Source organism: Bacillus sp. PS237, assembly GCF_037963345.1.
GTDB classification, from domain to species: Bacteria; Bacillota; Bacilli; order Bacillales; family Bacillaceae; genus Bacillus; species Bacillus subtilis.
This window is the reverse complement of sequence record NZ_CP150156.1, coordinates 1,517,389-1,531,976: the sequence shown is the minus strand read 5'-3', so window position 1 is coordinate 1,531,976 and position 14,588 is coordinate 1,517,389. Positions and strand designations below refer to the sequence as shown.

The following is a 14,588-nucleotide window of genomic DNA, read 5'->3' as shown; positions in this document are numbered from 1 at the left end:
TGTTACAGCAAATCAGCTGCAAGCTGGGCGAGACCTGATCTCTCACCTTTTAACAGCTTCACGCTGCCTGAGATGGGTTGTCCTTTAAACCGCTCAACCACATAGGCCAAACCATTGTTCAGACTGTCTAAATATGGGTGATCAATTTGTTCAGGGTCGCCCATTAAGACAATTTTACTGCCCTCACCGACTCTCGTCAGCAACGTTTTCACCTCATGCCTGGTCAAATTTTGCGCTTCATCAATGATAATAAATTGATCTGGAATGCTTCTCCCTCTGATATAAGTCAGCGCCTCTACCTGAATTGAGCCAATTCCCGCCAAAATAGCATCAAGCTCCCCTGGTTTTTTCGCATTAAACAGAAACTCTAAGTTGTCAAAAATCGGCTGCATCCAAGGCTTTAGCTTTTCCTCTTTTTCGCCTGGCAAATACCCGATGTCCTTGCCAACAGGAACAATCGGCCTTGCGACGACCAGCTTTTTATATATTCCCAAGTCTTCTGTCTGTAATAGCCCTGCCGCCAAAGCTAAGAGCGTTTTGCCGGTTCCCGCTTTGCCGATCAGGGTGACAAGCGGAATATCTTCCCGCAGCAAAAGCTCTAATGCCATTGTCTGCTGTACATTTTTCGGCCTGATTCCCCATATATGTTCATCATCAAATACGAGTCTTTTTAATACCGTTCCGGTTTTGTCTGCAATTCCGACTGCCGAGGAGGACCCTCCTAGCTCATCCTTCATTAAAGCAAACTGATTCGGATAAAACGCATGCTGTTTCACATCGTTTACTGAAATTTGATTTTTCCCGTAAAAAGAGCTGAACAGCTGCTGGCTGATATATAAATCTTTATAGCCGCTGTACATTTCATCATTGTCCACAACCCGGTCATTCAAGAAATCTTCAGCAAGCAGTCCGATTGCGTCGGCTTTAACCCTGACCAGTACATCCTTACTGACAAGGATAACCGGCCTGCCATTTTCCTTGGTTTCTTCCTCGAGGCTTAAGTTTTTCGCAACGGCTAATATGCGATTATCGTTCGTCTTTTCAATAAAGATCTCTTGCAGCTGGTGAAACGAACGATGATTCAGTTCAATTCTCAGTGTGCCGCCGGTGTCAAGCGGTACATGCTCATGCAGCCTGCCCTTTTGTCTTAGCGCATCGATTAGCTTAGATACGTGCCTTGCATTCCTCCCAACTTCGTCCATATACCGTTTTTTTGAATCAACCTCTTCTAAAACGACAGCAGGGATGACAACCTCATTTTCTTCAAAAGAAAATATCGCGTTAGGATCCTGTAATAACACATTCGTATCTAACACATAAATTTTACTCAAGTCTCAGCCTCCTGATATAAGGGTCAAAGTTCTTCCTGCTTCTCTTTTGATGAAAAAGGTGAATGCCTGCTAAAATATATGTTTTTGTGCATAAAGATAGAAGGTTAATTCAACAATAAAATTAATGAAAGCATTTTAAGGAGGGAACCCGCAAGTGCGAATTCTTTTCATTATCATACAGCTGACACTTATCCTGTCCGCTTGTGCCTATCAACAAGGAAAACAGGGCCAGAATGTTGAAAAAGAATCAACAAGACAGCAGGAGACTAAACCGATTCACGTAAAGGACACAACTCAAGAAACAAAAGACAATGGAACAAGAACGGATATTGCCAAGCATCTTGTCAGCGTTGCTGAAAAAAACCCCGACGTCAAGGATGCAACAGCCGTTGTGCTGGGAGGCTATGCTGTTGTTGGGATTGATGTCGATGATACTTTGGACAGAAGCAAAGTGGAAACCATTAAATATTCTGTAGCTCAGGCGCTAAAGAATGATCGATATGGCGCCAACGCAGTAGTCATTGCTGATCCCGATACGGTCAGCCGCCTTCGCGAAATGAGCAGAGAAATCAGCGAGGGCCATCCGGTAACAGGTATACTGGATGAATTAGCTGCAATTGTCGGCCGAGTGCTTCCCGAAGTGCCTAACGATGTGATTGACAATGAAGATGAACCGCAAACAAAGCAGCAAAATGACCAATTAAATAGAAAACAGCAACAGGAAATGGAGAAGGAACAAAACGATCAATCTGATCATCATATGAAAAAGAACAACAATGACTAAGCTATAGCCTTGCGCTTTAGCTTTTTCTTATTTTGGACAGCTTCTGATCCGTGGTATAATACATGTTAGTGAAAGAGGTGATATGATGAGGGTCAAATGTTCTATTTGCGATAAAATTGAAACAATTGATGATGATACCCTGATCGCGAAACGGCTTCGAAACCGCCCGATCCATACATATATGTGCCAGGAATGCCACGATCGGATTGCCAAAAAAACAGAGGAACGGCTGAAAACGGGAAAATTTACTTTTCACCCGGGACAGCAGAAAAAAGAAAAAGTCAAAAAATAAAGCGGCCGCTTAACCATACAGAACACAAAAAAGACTCAGCTTTCAGCTGAGTCTTTTATGATTTTGCAGACTGTCCTTTTTTCGACTGATACAGCCGGATTTTGTAAATGATTAAAATCAGCGCAGCGACGACCAATCCTTCTGCCACGGGCAAAAACACCCCTAAAAAAGTCAAAACAGTGCAGCCCAAAGCCAAAAATACATACACCACTGCAGATTTTAATACAGGAAGCCGTTTAGCAAATCCAAGCTTAAATACAATAACGGCCAACACAAAAATCGTGCCGTACAGCAGCCACATGCCTGCCGCAGGCTGCCGGTCTACTTGATATAGAGCGGCGAAGAACGACAGGCGTTCGCTTACGTCATTCAAAAAGATTCCCTCCCCTGTAAACGTACGGGTTCTATCTTTTCAAATTCTGCACGAGATTAAGACAATCCTGCTGTTTTTTTCTTTTTAGCTGCTTTTTCACGTTCGTTCTTATTGAGGATCTTCTTTCTTAAACGGATGGATTCAGGTGTTACTTCACAATATTCATCTTCGTTTAAGTACTCTAGAGACTCCTCAAGAGACATGATGCGCGCTTTTTTAATTGTAGTTGTCTGATCCTTTGTCGCAGAACGGACGTTTGTTTGCTGTTTCATTTTGCTGACGTTAACAACAAGGTCGTTGTCACGGTTATGCTCTCCAACGATCATTCCTTCGTATACTTCAGTACCCGGCTCAACGAAGATGACACCGCGGTCTTCAATTCCTTGAATACCGTATGATGTTGCTTTTCCGTTTTCCATTGACACAAGTACACCTTGACGGCGTCCGCCGACTTGGCCTGCCTGCATCGGCTGGTAGCTGTCAAACGTATGGTTCAAAATACCGAATCCGCGTGTTAATGATAGGAATTCTGTAGAGTAACCGATCAATCCGCGGGAAGGAACTGTAAAGATGAGACGGACTTGGCCGTTTCCGTTGTTGATCATATCAACCATTTCGCCTTTGCGGGCACCCATTGATTCCATTACAGAGCCAGTATGCTCTTCAGGAACATCAATTTGCACACGTTCAACAGGCTCACAGCGTACGCCGTCGATTTCTTTGATAATAACTTCAGGTTTTGACACTTGAAGCTCATAGCCCTCACGACGCATATTTTCAATTAAAATTGACAAGTGCAGCTCACCGCGTCCTGAAACAACCCAAGCATCAGGAGAAGCTGTTGGCTCAACACGCAAGCTCACATCCGTCTGAAGCTGTGATTGAAGACGCTCTTCGATTTTGCGGGCCGTTACATATTTGCCTTCACGGCCTGCAAACGGACTGTTATTCACGACAAATGTCATTTGAAGTGTCGGCTCATCAATGCGAAGGACCGGAAGCGGATCTTGATGGTCTACAGGACATACCGTTTCACCAACGTTGATATCTTCCATCCCGGAAACCGCAACGAGGTCTCCCGCTTTTGCTTCTTCAATTTCCACACGCTTTAAGCCTTGGAAACCAAAAATCTTTGTAACACGGAATGACTTTGCCGTTCCGTCAAGCTTCATAAGAGAAACCTGCTGTCCGACTTTCATTGTGCCGCGGAATACGCGTCCGATTCCGATACGGCCTACATAGTCGTTGTAGTCAAGAAGGGCAACTTGGAATTGAAGCGGCTCCTCTGCATTATCAACAGGTGCCGGAACATGCTTAATAATGGTTTCATATAAAGCTTCCATGTTTTCATCCTGTTGTTTCGGATCAAGACTCGCTGTTCCATTAATCGCGGAAGCATATACCACTGGGAACTCGAGCTGCTCTTCATTGGCATCAAGCTCAATGAACAGATCCAGAACTTCATCGATAACTTCCTCTGGACGAGCAAAGTCACGGTCAATTTTGTTTACAACAACAACAGGGTTCAGGTTTTGCTCAAGAGCTTTTTTCAGAACAAAACGAGTTTGAGGCATACAGCCTTCATATGCGTCAACGACAAGCACTACGCCGTCAACCATTTTCATAATCCGTTCTACTTCTCCCCCAAAGTCTGCATGTCCAGGGGTGTCCAAAATATTGATACGTGTATCTTTATAGTTAATCGCAGTATTTTTCGCCAATATTGTAATGCCGCGTTCGCGTTCAAGATCATTAGAGTCCATTGCGCGTTCAGCAACCTGTTCGTTGGCACGGAACGTACCAGCCTGATGTAAAAGCTGATCGACTAGAGTCGTTTTCCCATGGTCAACGTGGGCAATAATCGCGATGTTGCGAAGATCATTTCGAAGTTTCACTTTTTCATCTCCTAAAAAAATTAGATAACTTTCATATTATATCACACATCCTCTTTAAAAGCGTCACGTTTTTCTGTAAACTTAATATAAGACGTAAAAGGGGATGGAATTTATGAAAAAAATGAATTGGCTTTTACTATTATTTGCATTTGCAGCGGTTTTCAGCATTATGCTGATCGGCGTCTTTATCGCTGAAAAAAGCCCTGCAGGCATTATCGCCAGCATTGTACTTGTTTGCGCTGTCATGGGCGGCGGATTTACATTAAAAAAGAAAATGCGCGAACAAGGCTTGCTTGATTAAAAGCATTGCCCCGCCGGCGACATTGTAATCAAAAAACACCGCAAAGAAAGCGGTGTTTTTCATTTCTTTAAGCCTTATCTCCCCTGTTTCTTAGTCAGGAAGATGCAAAACAGCCTTCATACATAGACAATCGTTCTAACGATCACACGTGCAGCCTTCAAAAAGTAGTTCGGCAACGATACACATAAAATACCATAGCGCCTATTCCTCCACCGGAAACTACTCCCTATAATGGAATTTGTAGCACAATTCATAAAAGGGAGAGAAGAAACATGAAGAAAACATTTGTAAAAAAAGCTATGTTAACGACTGCCGCAATGACCTCAGCTGCTCTATTAACGTTCGGTCCTGATGCAGCCAGCGCAAAAACACCGGTTGATAACACTGCTGTTCAACTCCAGCATCAGGCGAGCACTAACGAAGATCTCAATACATTCATTGATATATTAAATCAATGTATATACGAACAAGACGGTGTATATTATTTTGACAGCGAAAAAGCTGTCGAGTTAGGAATGACAAAAGAAGAGGCTCAGGTAATTGCTACACTCTGGGAATCGACATCAGAATTTTTCAGCATTGTTTCACAATGTGTGTATCTCGAGGATGGAAATTACAAATTTGATACAGAAAAAGCAGTTGAACTTGGCTTCACAGAAAAAGAAGCACTTGCACTTGAACAATTTTTCTCCGCTGTTTCTCTCAAGATTCACATTCTTCAAGCAGCCATTGTGCTACAAGATGATGTGTACAGCTATGATAAAGACGCAGCGCTACAAGCAGGTGCAACGCCACTGCAAGCTGACGTTTATGAAAAACTCTTCAGTGCCCTGTCACAAGAACAGCTTGCCGCTATTTACGATATGATTCATCCCCAGGCTTAATGTAAAAAAGCGCTTGCCGGAATCGGACAAGCGCTTTTTTTATATCAGCAGTTTGATGATCAGCATCATGGCAACCGCCGCTCCAAACCAGCAGGCAGCTTTCATGATCAGTAATCCATAGTACCTCTGTTTAAAACGCAGTTCTTCTTCCGGCAGATAAGCCTCCTCAACGGCCTGTTCGCTTTCCAATTCAAATGGCTCAGCCATCGTGTCATACATGTCTCTGCAGCTGCTGCACATTTTTAAATGCTCTTCTATAACGTGTTCCGTTTCTCTTTTACAATCACCTTCAAGATACAGAGGAAGCAGGTCTCTTACTAGAAAGCAGGTCATATCCGCTCCTCCTCTCTACTTTTCGTCATGTTTTTCTTTAGCTCTAATCTAGCCCGGTGCAATGTGGTATTCACCTTAGAAAGACTCCATCCTAATATCTCAGCGATTTCTTCATAAGAAAGCTCTTGGAATTCTCTTAAAATCAAAACGGATTGATGCTGATCTTTTAACTTCAGGAGCTCCTGCCGCAGTGTTTCGCTTTTCACCGTCCGTGACAGATACTGTTCAGGCTGGTCATAAGTTGTTTGCGTTAACCCTTCATTTTTGCTGATTTCAGTAAATTGGTATTTGACATCCCTTCGGTACCAATTGATAAAGGTATGATGCGCAATGGTGTAGAGCCATGTTCTGATGGAAGAATGCCCCCTAAACGAAGCCAGACCGTTAAGAGCTTTTACAAACGTGTCCTGCGCTAAGTCCTTGGCTGTTTCAAGATGATGAGTCCTTCTGAATAAATAATTTAAAATTTCTTGATAATACTGCCGATACAAGTCCTCAATGGAATCCCTATGCTTCATTAAAAATAAAACCACACCGTCATCCAAATGGCCAATAAAATGAAACAGATATACATGGAAGACAGGTATACTTTCATATATCTGATTTGGCTTTCTTCTTCAGCACCGGGACTTCTCTTTAAACAAGTTTTACTCTTTAAGTCTTCCGCATTCTTTTGAAATAGGGATTCATGCTGTTTCATCCATTCCATTGATTCATCCTCTAGCTCTCCTTCTTTATACAGGTCGTATAAGTCTACAAAAACAGACTCTTTTTCTTTATGATTCATAAAGACTTTTCACCTCTTGTGTTTCTCCATCCACTACATAGGCATCATGGCGATTTGAACCAAACGGCTGAATAATGATCAGCCATGCATAATGCCGTTCATCCCCTCTTTGAACGATAATCGGACGCATACGCTTTTTGTAAATGACATCCTGATATAGAGAAGCTACTTTTTCGTAAGCCAATGTTCCATTACGATACGTATAGGGGAATGACTGATCAGGTGTATCGCTGTATACATAAACGTTTAGCTGACCTTGAGCTTCAACAAACTCATATGTTTTAGAAGAATCAGTATACATCACCATGTCACCCTGACTGCTTTTTTTCTTCTTTTCTGATCCACGAGCATCGAAGATCGATAATATCTGATGCTGCAGCCGGCTGTTAGCCATTGAGATATTCTTTTTCATCGGAAGCGAAAGACTATGTAAACAACCTGATTCGCCCTCAAATTCCAAAACAATTCCAACTTTTGTTTCAACTCTCACCATGCTTCCAAGCAGGCTGTCGCTTTCAATATCAGTGATCTGATAAGGCTGTTTTGATATGTTCAGCGCTGTAAACATTTGTTCCACTTTGTCGTGAATGTCTTGTTCCGTTATATGAACATGCAGAAGAGAGTCAAGCTGATAAATCGAAGGATCTTCACTAAACCCCATTAAGGTTTCCTTTTCCCAATAAAATACCGCGCCATCATCAGCATGATCTTTTTTATGAAGTTGATTTTTCAGGTAAATACGTACGACTGTCTGGCCGTCTTCTTGAGATACCTTTGTTTCGATATGATCCTTATGTAACACACGTCCGTGTCGCTCAAGGAAAGCGATGGACTTTCGCTTGTACTCCTGATTCGTTAGCTTTTTCCCATGTGCTTTTTGTAAGTATTCATAATTACGAATTAGCTGCGATACTTCATCTACCTCAGCTTTGTAACCTTTGCTTTCAAATGAGTAGAAATAATGCACATCCATGTTTGTATCGTGCAAATAAAGTGTTTCATCCGTAGGAAAAAATGACTTTAGTATCTGTTCCGCTTTTTCTGATGAAATGTGCTCCCCGACAAAATTGAATGAATCATGGACATTTGCTGGCTTTGATACAGCGAAAGCAGCCGTTCCTATGTTATATATCGGATTTAACAGCAGGACAAAAAACACCATGACAGCCATCGTCACCCACTTATTCACACGCACATAAACCTTTCCTGACTTTTGGAACAGATGATAGCTCATCAAAAATCCCGCCATTGCCAAATAAATCGTATATGGCATTACTGCACCATAATCTTTTGAGATTTGATTGGGATATGGCGCAAGCAGCAAGACAAGCAGTCCGATAATCAGCGTATAAAATAAGCCTAGTAAGATCTTATCCGTTCTCCAATACAGCTTGAAAAACACTACATTCAACGCAATGGGAAGAGTGATGATGAAAAACAGAAACACGAATGCAATCGGCTCCATCCCATCCGGGTATTCCTTCCAATACGAAAAGAAACTAAAAATCATTTGTACGATCGGCAAACTGACAACAGCAAGGTCGAACGTATAAAACTTACCCTTTCCGCCATGATCACGCGGCATCAGCATATAGTGAAAAGCCGTCAGCAGCACATATCCGTATAACAAAAAATGCAGCAGCGGCAGCAGTTCTTTTCCGTCCTCTCTTAAGTAAGCGCTGGTGAAGTTTGTTGATTGCACCTGGTGAATAAGTTCAACAGACACTCCCGCCAGCAGCACAATCCGCAATATAACACCCGCCAAGAACATTGTGCGCTGCCGGTTTATTTTGGGATGATGCACCAAAAGATATAAGCCCGCCAGAACAACAATTGACCATTGAATCAGCAGGGTGCTTTGTCTGCTTAATATAAAATAACGTTCGAAATGCAATACATAATGACTGAATAACTCCAACACGAACAACAATCCTTTACTTCTTATTAAGGCCTCATTCGGTTAGACAGCGGACTTTTCAAAAAGTTTCAAGATGAAACAAAAATATCTCATCTTCCCCTTGATATGTAAAAAACATAACTCTTGAATGAACCACCACATGACACTTGACTCATCTTGATATTATTCAACAAAAACAAACACAGGACAATACTATCAATTTTGTCTAGTTATGTTAGTTTTTGTTGAGTATTCCAGAATGCTAGTTTAATATAACAATATAAAGTTTTCAGTATTTTCAAAAAGGGGGATTTATTGTGGGTTTAGGTAAGAAATTGTCTGTTGCTGTCGCTGCTTCGTTTATGAGTTTATCAATCAGCCTGCCAGGTGTTCAGGCTGCTGAAGGTCATCAGCTTAAAGAGAATCAAACAAATTTCCTCTCCAAAAACGCGATTGCGCAATCAGAACTCTCTGCACCAAATGACAAGGCTGTCAAGCAGTTTTTGAAAAAGAACAGCAACATTTTTAAAGGTGACCCTTCCAAAAGGCTGAAGCTTGTTGAAAGCACGACTGATGCCCTTGGATACAAGCACTTTCGATATGCGCCTGTCGTTAACGGAGTGCCAATTAAAGATTCGCAAGTGATCGTTCACGTCGATAAATCCGATAATGTCTATGCGGTCAATGGTGAATTACACAATCAATCTGCTGCAAAAACAGATAACAGCCAAAAAGTCTCTTCTGAAAAAGCGCTGGCACTCGCTTTCAAAGCTATCGGCAAATCACCAGACGCTGTTTCTAACGGAGCGGCCAAAAACAGCAATAAAGCCGAATTAAAAGCGATAGAAACAAAAGACGGCAGCTATCGTCTTGCTTACGACGTGACGATTCGCTATGTCGAGCCTGAACCTGCAAACTGGGAAGTCTTAGTTGACGCCGAAACAGGCAGCATTTTAAAACAGCAAAATAAAGTAGAACATGCCGCCGCCACTGGAAGCGGAACAACGCTAAAGGGCGCAACTGTTCCTTTGAACATCTCTTATGAAGGCGGAAAATATGTTCTAAGAGATCTTTCAAAACCAACAGGCACCCAAATCATCACATATGATTTGCAAAACAGACAAAGCCGCCTTCCGGGCACGCTTGTCTCAAGCACAACGAAAACATTTACATCTTCATCACAGCGGGCAGCCGTTGACGCACACTATAACCTCGGTAAAGTGTACGATTATTTTTATTCAAACTTTAAACGAAACAGCTATGATAACAAAGGCAGTAAAATCGTTTCTTCCGTTCACTACGGCACTCAATACAATAACGCTGCATGGACAGGAGACCAGATGATTTACGGTGATGGCGACGGTTCATTCTTCTCTCCGCTTTCCGGCTCATTAGATGTGACAGCGCATGAAATGACACATGGCGTCACCCAAGAAACAGCCAACTTGATTTATGAAAATCAGCCAGGTGCATTAAACGAGTCTTTCTCTGACGTATTCGGGTATTTTAACGATACAGAAGACTGGGACATCGGTGAAGACATTACGGTCAGCCAGCCTGCTCTTCGCAGCCTGTCCAACCCTACAAAATACAACCAGCCTGACAATTACGCCAATTACCGAAACCTTCCAAACACAGATGAAGGCGATTATGGCGGTGTACACACAAACAGCGGAATTCCAAACAAAGCCGCTTACAACACCATCACAAAACTTGGTGTATCTAAATCACAGCAAATCTATTACCGTGCGTTAACAACGTACCTCACGCCTTCTTCCACGTTCAAAGATGCCAAGGCAGCTCTCATTCAGTCTGCCCGTGACCTCTACGGCTCAACTGATGCCGCTAAAGTTGAAGCAGCCTGGAATGCTGTTGGATTGTAATATTAGGAAAAGCCTGAGATCCCTCAGGCTTTTATTGTTACATATCTTGATTTCTCTCTCAGCTGAAACGACGAAAAGATGCTGCCATGAGACAGAAAACCGCTCCTGATTTGCATAAAGAGGGATGCAGCCGCAAGTGCGCATTTTATAAAAGCTAATGATTCAGTCCACATAATTGATAGACGAATTCTGCTACAGGTCACGTGGCTATGTGAAGGATCGCGCGTCCAGTTAAGAGCAAAAACATTGACAAAAAAATTTATTTATGCTAAAATTTACTATTAATATATTTGTATGTATAATAAGATTCTCCTGGCCAGGGGAATCTTATTTTTTGTGGAGGATCATTTCATGAGGAAAAATGAGTCCAGCTTAACGTCTCTAATTTCAGCTTTTGCCCGTGCATATCACAGCCGATATGACACACCTCTTATTTTTGATGATTTTATCGCAAAAGATCTCATTAACGAAAAAGAGTTTATCGACATCAGTAAAAATATGATTCAAGAAATATCGTTTTTCAACAAAGAGATCGCCGAACGTCTTCAAAATGATCCTGAAAAAATATTAAAATGGGTTGCACAAATCCAGCTGTCTCCAACGCCCCTAGCACGTGCTTCTTATTGTGAAAAAGTCTTGCACAACGAATTAATCCTGGGGGCAAAACAGTATGTCATTCTTGGAGCGGGACTGGATACTTTCTGCTTTCGGCATCCAGAATTAGAAAACAGCTTACAGGTTTTCGAGGTTGATCATCCGGCCACACAGCAATTGAAAAAAAATAAGCTGAAGGATGCAAATCTGACAATTCCGGGTCATCTTCATTTTGTTCCTATGGATTTCACCAAAACGTTTTCGTATGATCCTCTCTTAGATGAAGGATTTAAAAACACAAAAACATTCTTCAGCCTTCTCGGAGTGTCTTATTATGTAACACGGGAAGAAAATGCAAGCTTGATCAGCAATTTATTTTCTCATGTCCCGCCTGGAAGCTCTATTGTTTTTGATTATGCGGACGAAACACTTTTTACAGCAAAAGGGACGTCGAATCGAGTTGAACATATGGTGAAGATGGCTGCCGCAAGCGGGGAACCGATGAAATCATGTTTCACTTATCAAGAGATTGAACATCTGTTAGAGTCATCTGGTTTACTGATCTATGAACATCTATCACCAGACGACATCAATGACCTTTTCTTTAGTAATCGAAAAGACAATTTGTCAGCGTTTGAAACGATTCATTATATTCATGCGGTAAAAAAATAATTTTCAAATCATCAGAAGCCTCTCAATGTTTGAGAGGCTTTTTATTGAACCCGCATGCAGCAAATAAGCTGCCATTATCATACGGCAGCTTCTGCTAAAGGCTTCACCAAGATCATAAATGATTTGCCTTTCTCATCTTTTTCCGTTTTCAGCTGTTCAAAGCCGCATTGGCTTAAAAACAGTATCCATTCCCTGCGCTCAATGGGAACTCCCGCAAACATCGCTTTATGTTTCGCTCTAAGCAATTTGCTGATCTGTTCAATGATCATCTTCGCATGTCCCTTTTTTTCTTCAGCCGGGTCAATCAGGACCGTTCCGAGCCACGGCTTACCGTTTGAAGGAGACCACTCGAGATGGTAGCTGACGGCAACAGGCATACCGTCTTTTTCCCATACAAGCCATGAACCGTTGTACATGGAGTAGGAAATGATATAGTCTTCTGCATCTTTATCTCCAAACTCCTCCTCTTTCCATACAGGATGAGCCTCCGCGAGCTTTTCTAACAAGCTGAGATCATCCTGCTCAAATGGCCTACTTCCGAGCATGAAGATACTCTTCAAATATCGTTTTATGTATAGATGGGTTTCCGGCTAGCACACTGTGGTTTTCTAAAAAGGTAAACGGCTCTCCTTCAATGGTCGTATAGGTGCCTCCTACTTCATTTAACAGCACACAGCCGGCTGCGTAGTCCCATGGCGCAAGCCGCATCGTGATGTAAGCATCTATTCTTCCTGCCGCGACATTTGCCAGCTCTAAAGCGGCAGAACCGTAGGAGCGTGTGCCTCTGACTCTTTTCACAAGTGGCGCTAACACACTTTGATCAATTCTTCTGTTTTCCGTTACCCATGTTGCATTAATGGCAAGAATCGCTTCTTCAATGACGGTTTCTTTTAATGGAGCCAGCTTCGTTTCATTCATATAAGCTCCTCTGCCGCTAAATGCGTGATACAACTCATCGTGCACCACATCATAAATTAAACCGATTTTACCTTCACCGTTTTCAAAAATCCCAATGGAAATCGCAAAATTTCTTTGCTGGTGCACAAAATTCATCGTCCCATCAATCGGATCAATAATCCATACGACTCCCTCAAGTGAGTGGATTTTGTCTCCTTGCCCCTCTTCACCGAGTATCCGATGTCCCGGAAATGTTTCTTGAATTCGATCAATGAAAAACTTTTCGGTTTCTTTGTCAATATTGGTGACTAAATCATTCGGATTTGATTTCGTTTCAATTGTCAGGCTTTCATGCATGGATTGTGTAATTCTCGCGCCTGCTTCTCTTATCCATTTCTTTGCAATCTCATCGATTTCCGTCCAATTTGTCATTCGTTCGTACCTCTCTTCTATGTAGACCTTTTATTTTATAGGATACTGATAACGGCAATGAAAAAGCAAGGAAAATGAAAAATATCCCTTCTCACGTAAAAACGAACCATTCATGCGGTTCGTTTTCACTATCGCTTTTTTACCCGTTAAGACGAATCCATTCTTTTCTAAGTCGCTCAAGTTTGTTTTTGCTTTGTTCAATCTGCTCTTCATTTTCTTTCTGCATTGCTTCATATAGGGTTGCCAATTCATAATCAACCTCTAGTCTCCAGACAGCAACACGATTGTTTTTCTCTTCCTTAAATCCCTCTTTTACAACTTGCCTCATTGTCTTTCGCCCCTTCCAGAGATCATTTGTTTGTAAAAAAGCATCCCATTTTGCCATTCAACAATGATTACTTCTTATATCGTATGATTGTTCTATTTACGCGCAACATGATTCTGAAAATTGTGTGTTTACCTACTCGTTTATTACCACATTTCTCCTTACTTCAAACGCGCTCAATCTTTTTGAAGCTCGTATGAACTGTGATAAAATATGTATACTTAGCATGAAGGAGGAAAATCATGACACAAATGCGTTTCACTGAAGAAGACTTTAACACATTTACAATAGAAGGCTTAGACGCGCGCATGGAAGTATTAAAAGAGACGGTCCGTCCGAAGCTTACAGCTCTAGGCGAACATTTTGCCCCAACTTTATCAGCTTTAACCGGAGATGAAATGTTTCCGCATGTGGCAAAGCACGCAAGAAGATCCGTCAATCCCCCGGCTGACAGCTGGGTGGCGTTCGCAAACAGCAAAAGAGGCTATAAAAAACTGCCGCATTTCCAAATTGGTTTATGGGAAAGCCACGTCTTTGTATGGTTCGCGATTATTTATGAATCCCCTATCAAAGAAGAATACGGCAAATTGCTTGAAGTGAACCAAGAAACCATTACGAAAAATATCCCTGACAGCTTCGTTTGGTCTGCAGATCACACAAAACCGGGAGTACATAAACAGTCTGAAATGGACAAGGAACAGCTGAAGACACTGTTTGAGCGTTTGCAGACTGTAAAGAAAGCCGAGCTGTTATGCGGCATCCAGCTCCAAAAAGAAGAAGTGCTGAATATGAATAACCAGGAATTCCTTCAGCGTATCGACGATGCCTTTAAACAGCTTGCTTTTCTGTACCGTCTCACCCAAAAAGTAACACAAGCATAAAAAAGAGCCGGGATATCCCCCGGCTCT

At 42.0% G+C, this 14,588-nt stretch carries 17 protein-coding genes; 7 read left to right on the top strand and 10 right to left on the bottom strand.

Annotated elements, in window-relative coordinates; all coding sequences use genetic code 11:
* Positions 1 to 2 precede the first annotated feature (2 nt).
* Positions 3 to 1,331 (bottom strand): PhoH family protein, encoded by a 1,329-nt coding sequence (locus tag NST22_RS08020; protein ID WP_003245272.1) that lies wholly within the window; start codon positions 1,329 to 1,331, stop codon positions 3 to 5.
* A 154-nt stretch (positions 1,332 to 1,485) separates the two neighbouring features.
* On the opposite strand from NST22_RS08020, the gene NST22_RS08015 reads away from it, so the two are divergent.
* Complete coding sequence (locus tag NST22_RS08015) at positions 1,486 to 2,115, top strand: YhcN/YlaJ family sporulation lipoprotein (protein WP_003232269.1); 630 nt, start codon at positions 1,486 to 1,488, stop codon at positions 2,113 to 2,115.
* Between the two features lie 82 nt (positions 2,116 to 2,197).
* Positions 2,198 to 2,407 carry a YlaI family protein gene (locus tag NST22_RS08010; RefSeq protein WP_003232271.1) on the top strand — a complete coding sequence of 70 codons (210 nt, stop codon included), beginning with the start codon at positions 2,198 to 2,200 and terminating at the stop codon, positions 2,405 to 2,407.
* 55 nt (positions 2,408 to 2,462) lie between these two features.
* Here NST22_RS08010 and NST22_RS08005 read toward each other — a convergent pair whose 3' ends face one another.
* The gene (locus NST22_RS08005; RefSeq protein WP_003232274.1) at positions 2,463 to 2,780 is read right to left on the bottom strand and encodes a YlaH-like family protein; all 318 of its coding nucleotides are present in this window, start codon (positions 2,778 to 2,780) and stop codon (positions 2,463 to 2,465) included.
* A gap of 56 nt (positions 2,781 to 2,836) precedes the next feature.
* Entirely contained in the window at positions 2,837 to 4,675 is a 1,839-nt protein-coding gene (typA, locus tag NST22_RS08000; RefSeq protein ID WP_003232278.1) for a translational GTPase TypA, read from the bottom strand.
* A gap of 112 nt (positions 4,676 to 4,787) precedes the next feature.
* Between typA and NST22_RS07995 the strand changes: the two genes are divergently transcribed.
* Positions 4,788 to 4,976, top strand: coding sequence for a YlaF family protein (locus tag NST22_RS07995; RefSeq protein ID WP_003245500.1), 189 nt, complete (start codon positions 4,788 to 4,790; stop codon positions 4,974 to 4,976).
* Between the two features lie 272 nt (positions 4,977 to 5,248).
* Positions 5,249 to 5,860, top strand: a complete 612-nt coding sequence (locus NST22_RS07990; protein ID WP_003232282.1) for a hypothetical protein — start codon at positions 5,249 to 5,251, stop codon at positions 5,858 to 5,860.
* 39 nt (positions 5,861 to 5,899) lie between these two features.
* Here the strand turns inward: NST22_RS07990 and sigQ are convergent, their stop codons facing one another.
* From sigQ to NST22_RS07970, 4 genes are read right to left on the bottom strand one after another with little or no spacing between them, the layout of a single operon-like run.
* A complete protein-coding gene (sigQ, locus tag NST22_RS07985) occupies positions 5,900 to 6,193 on the bottom strand; it encodes an anti-SigP sigma factor SigQ (protein ID WP_003232283.1) in 294 nt (97 codons plus the stop codon).
* Positions 6,190 to 6,711: an RNA polymerase sigma factor YlaC gene (gene ylaC, locus NST22_RS07980; RefSeq protein WP_003245485.1), complete on the bottom strand. Its 522-nt coding sequence runs from the start codon at positions 6,709 to 6,711 to the stop codon at positions 6,190 to 6,192. The genes sigQ and ylaC overlap by 4 nt, the downstream gene beginning before the upstream one ends.
* Positions 6,711 to 6,980 (bottom strand): hypothetical protein, encoded by a 270-nt coding sequence (locus NST22_RS07975; protein WP_003232287.1) that lies wholly within the window; start codon positions 6,978 to 6,980, stop codon positions 6,711 to 6,713. The genes ylaC and NST22_RS07975 overlap by 1 nt, the downstream gene beginning before the upstream one ends.
* Entirely contained in the window at positions 6,970 to 8,910 is a 1,941-nt protein-coding gene (locus NST22_RS07970) for a hypothetical protein (protein ID WP_010886503.1), read from the bottom strand. Before NST22_RS07970 ends, NST22_RS07975 begins: the two co-directional genes overlap by 11 nt.
* Positions 8,911 to 9,194: 284 nt before the next feature.
* On the opposite strand from NST22_RS07970, the gene nprE reads away from it, so the two are divergent.
* Together nprE and NST22_RS07960 are read left to right on the top strand one after the other, a co-directional pair.
* Positions 9,195 to 10,760, top strand: a complete 1,566-nt coding sequence (gene nprE / locus NST22_RS07965; protein WP_003245026.1) for a neutral metalloprotease NprE — start codon at positions 9,195 to 9,197, stop codon at positions 10,758 to 10,760.
* 351 nt (positions 10,761 to 11,111) lie between these two features.
* Positions 11,112 to 12,026 carry a class I SAM-dependent methyltransferase gene (locus tag NST22_RS07960; RefSeq protein ID WP_003245561.1) on the top strand — a complete coding sequence of 305 codons (915 nt, stop codon included), beginning with the start codon at positions 11,112 to 11,114 and terminating at the stop codon, positions 12,024 to 12,026.
* A gap of 77 nt (positions 12,027 to 12,103) precedes the next feature.
* Here the strand turns inward: NST22_RS07960 and NST22_RS07955 are convergent, their stop codons facing one another.
* The 3 genes from NST22_RS07955 to NST22_RS07945 form a co-directional block, all read right to left on the bottom strand.
* A complete protein-coding gene (locus NST22_RS07955; protein WP_003232296.1) occupies positions 12,104 to 12,532 on the bottom strand; it encodes a GNAT family N-acetyltransferase in 429 nt (142 codons plus the stop codon).
* A 25-nt stretch (positions 12,533 to 12,557) separates the two neighbouring features.
* The gene (gene suhB, locus NST22_RS07950; protein ID WP_003232297.1) at positions 12,558 to 13,355 is read right to left on the bottom strand and encodes an inositol-1-monophosphatase; all 798 of its coding nucleotides are present in this window, start codon (positions 13,353 to 13,355) and stop codon (positions 12,558 to 12,560) included.
* Positions 13,356 to 13,494: 139 nt separating this feature from the next.
* Entirely contained in the window at positions 13,495 to 13,683 is a 189-nt protein-coding gene (locus tag NST22_RS07945) for a hypothetical protein (protein ID WP_009967148.1), read from the bottom strand.
* A 239-nt stretch (positions 13,684 to 13,922) separates the two neighbouring features.
* Here NST22_RS07945 and NST22_RS07940 point away from each other — a divergent pair, with 239 nt between their 5' ends.
* On the top strand, positions 13,923 to 14,561 hold the full coding sequence (locus NST22_RS07940; RefSeq protein WP_003232300.1) for a YktB family protein: 639 nt from the start codon (positions 13,923 to 13,925) through the stop codon (positions 14,559 to 14,561).
* Positions 14,562 to 14,588: the final 27 nt, after the last annotated feature.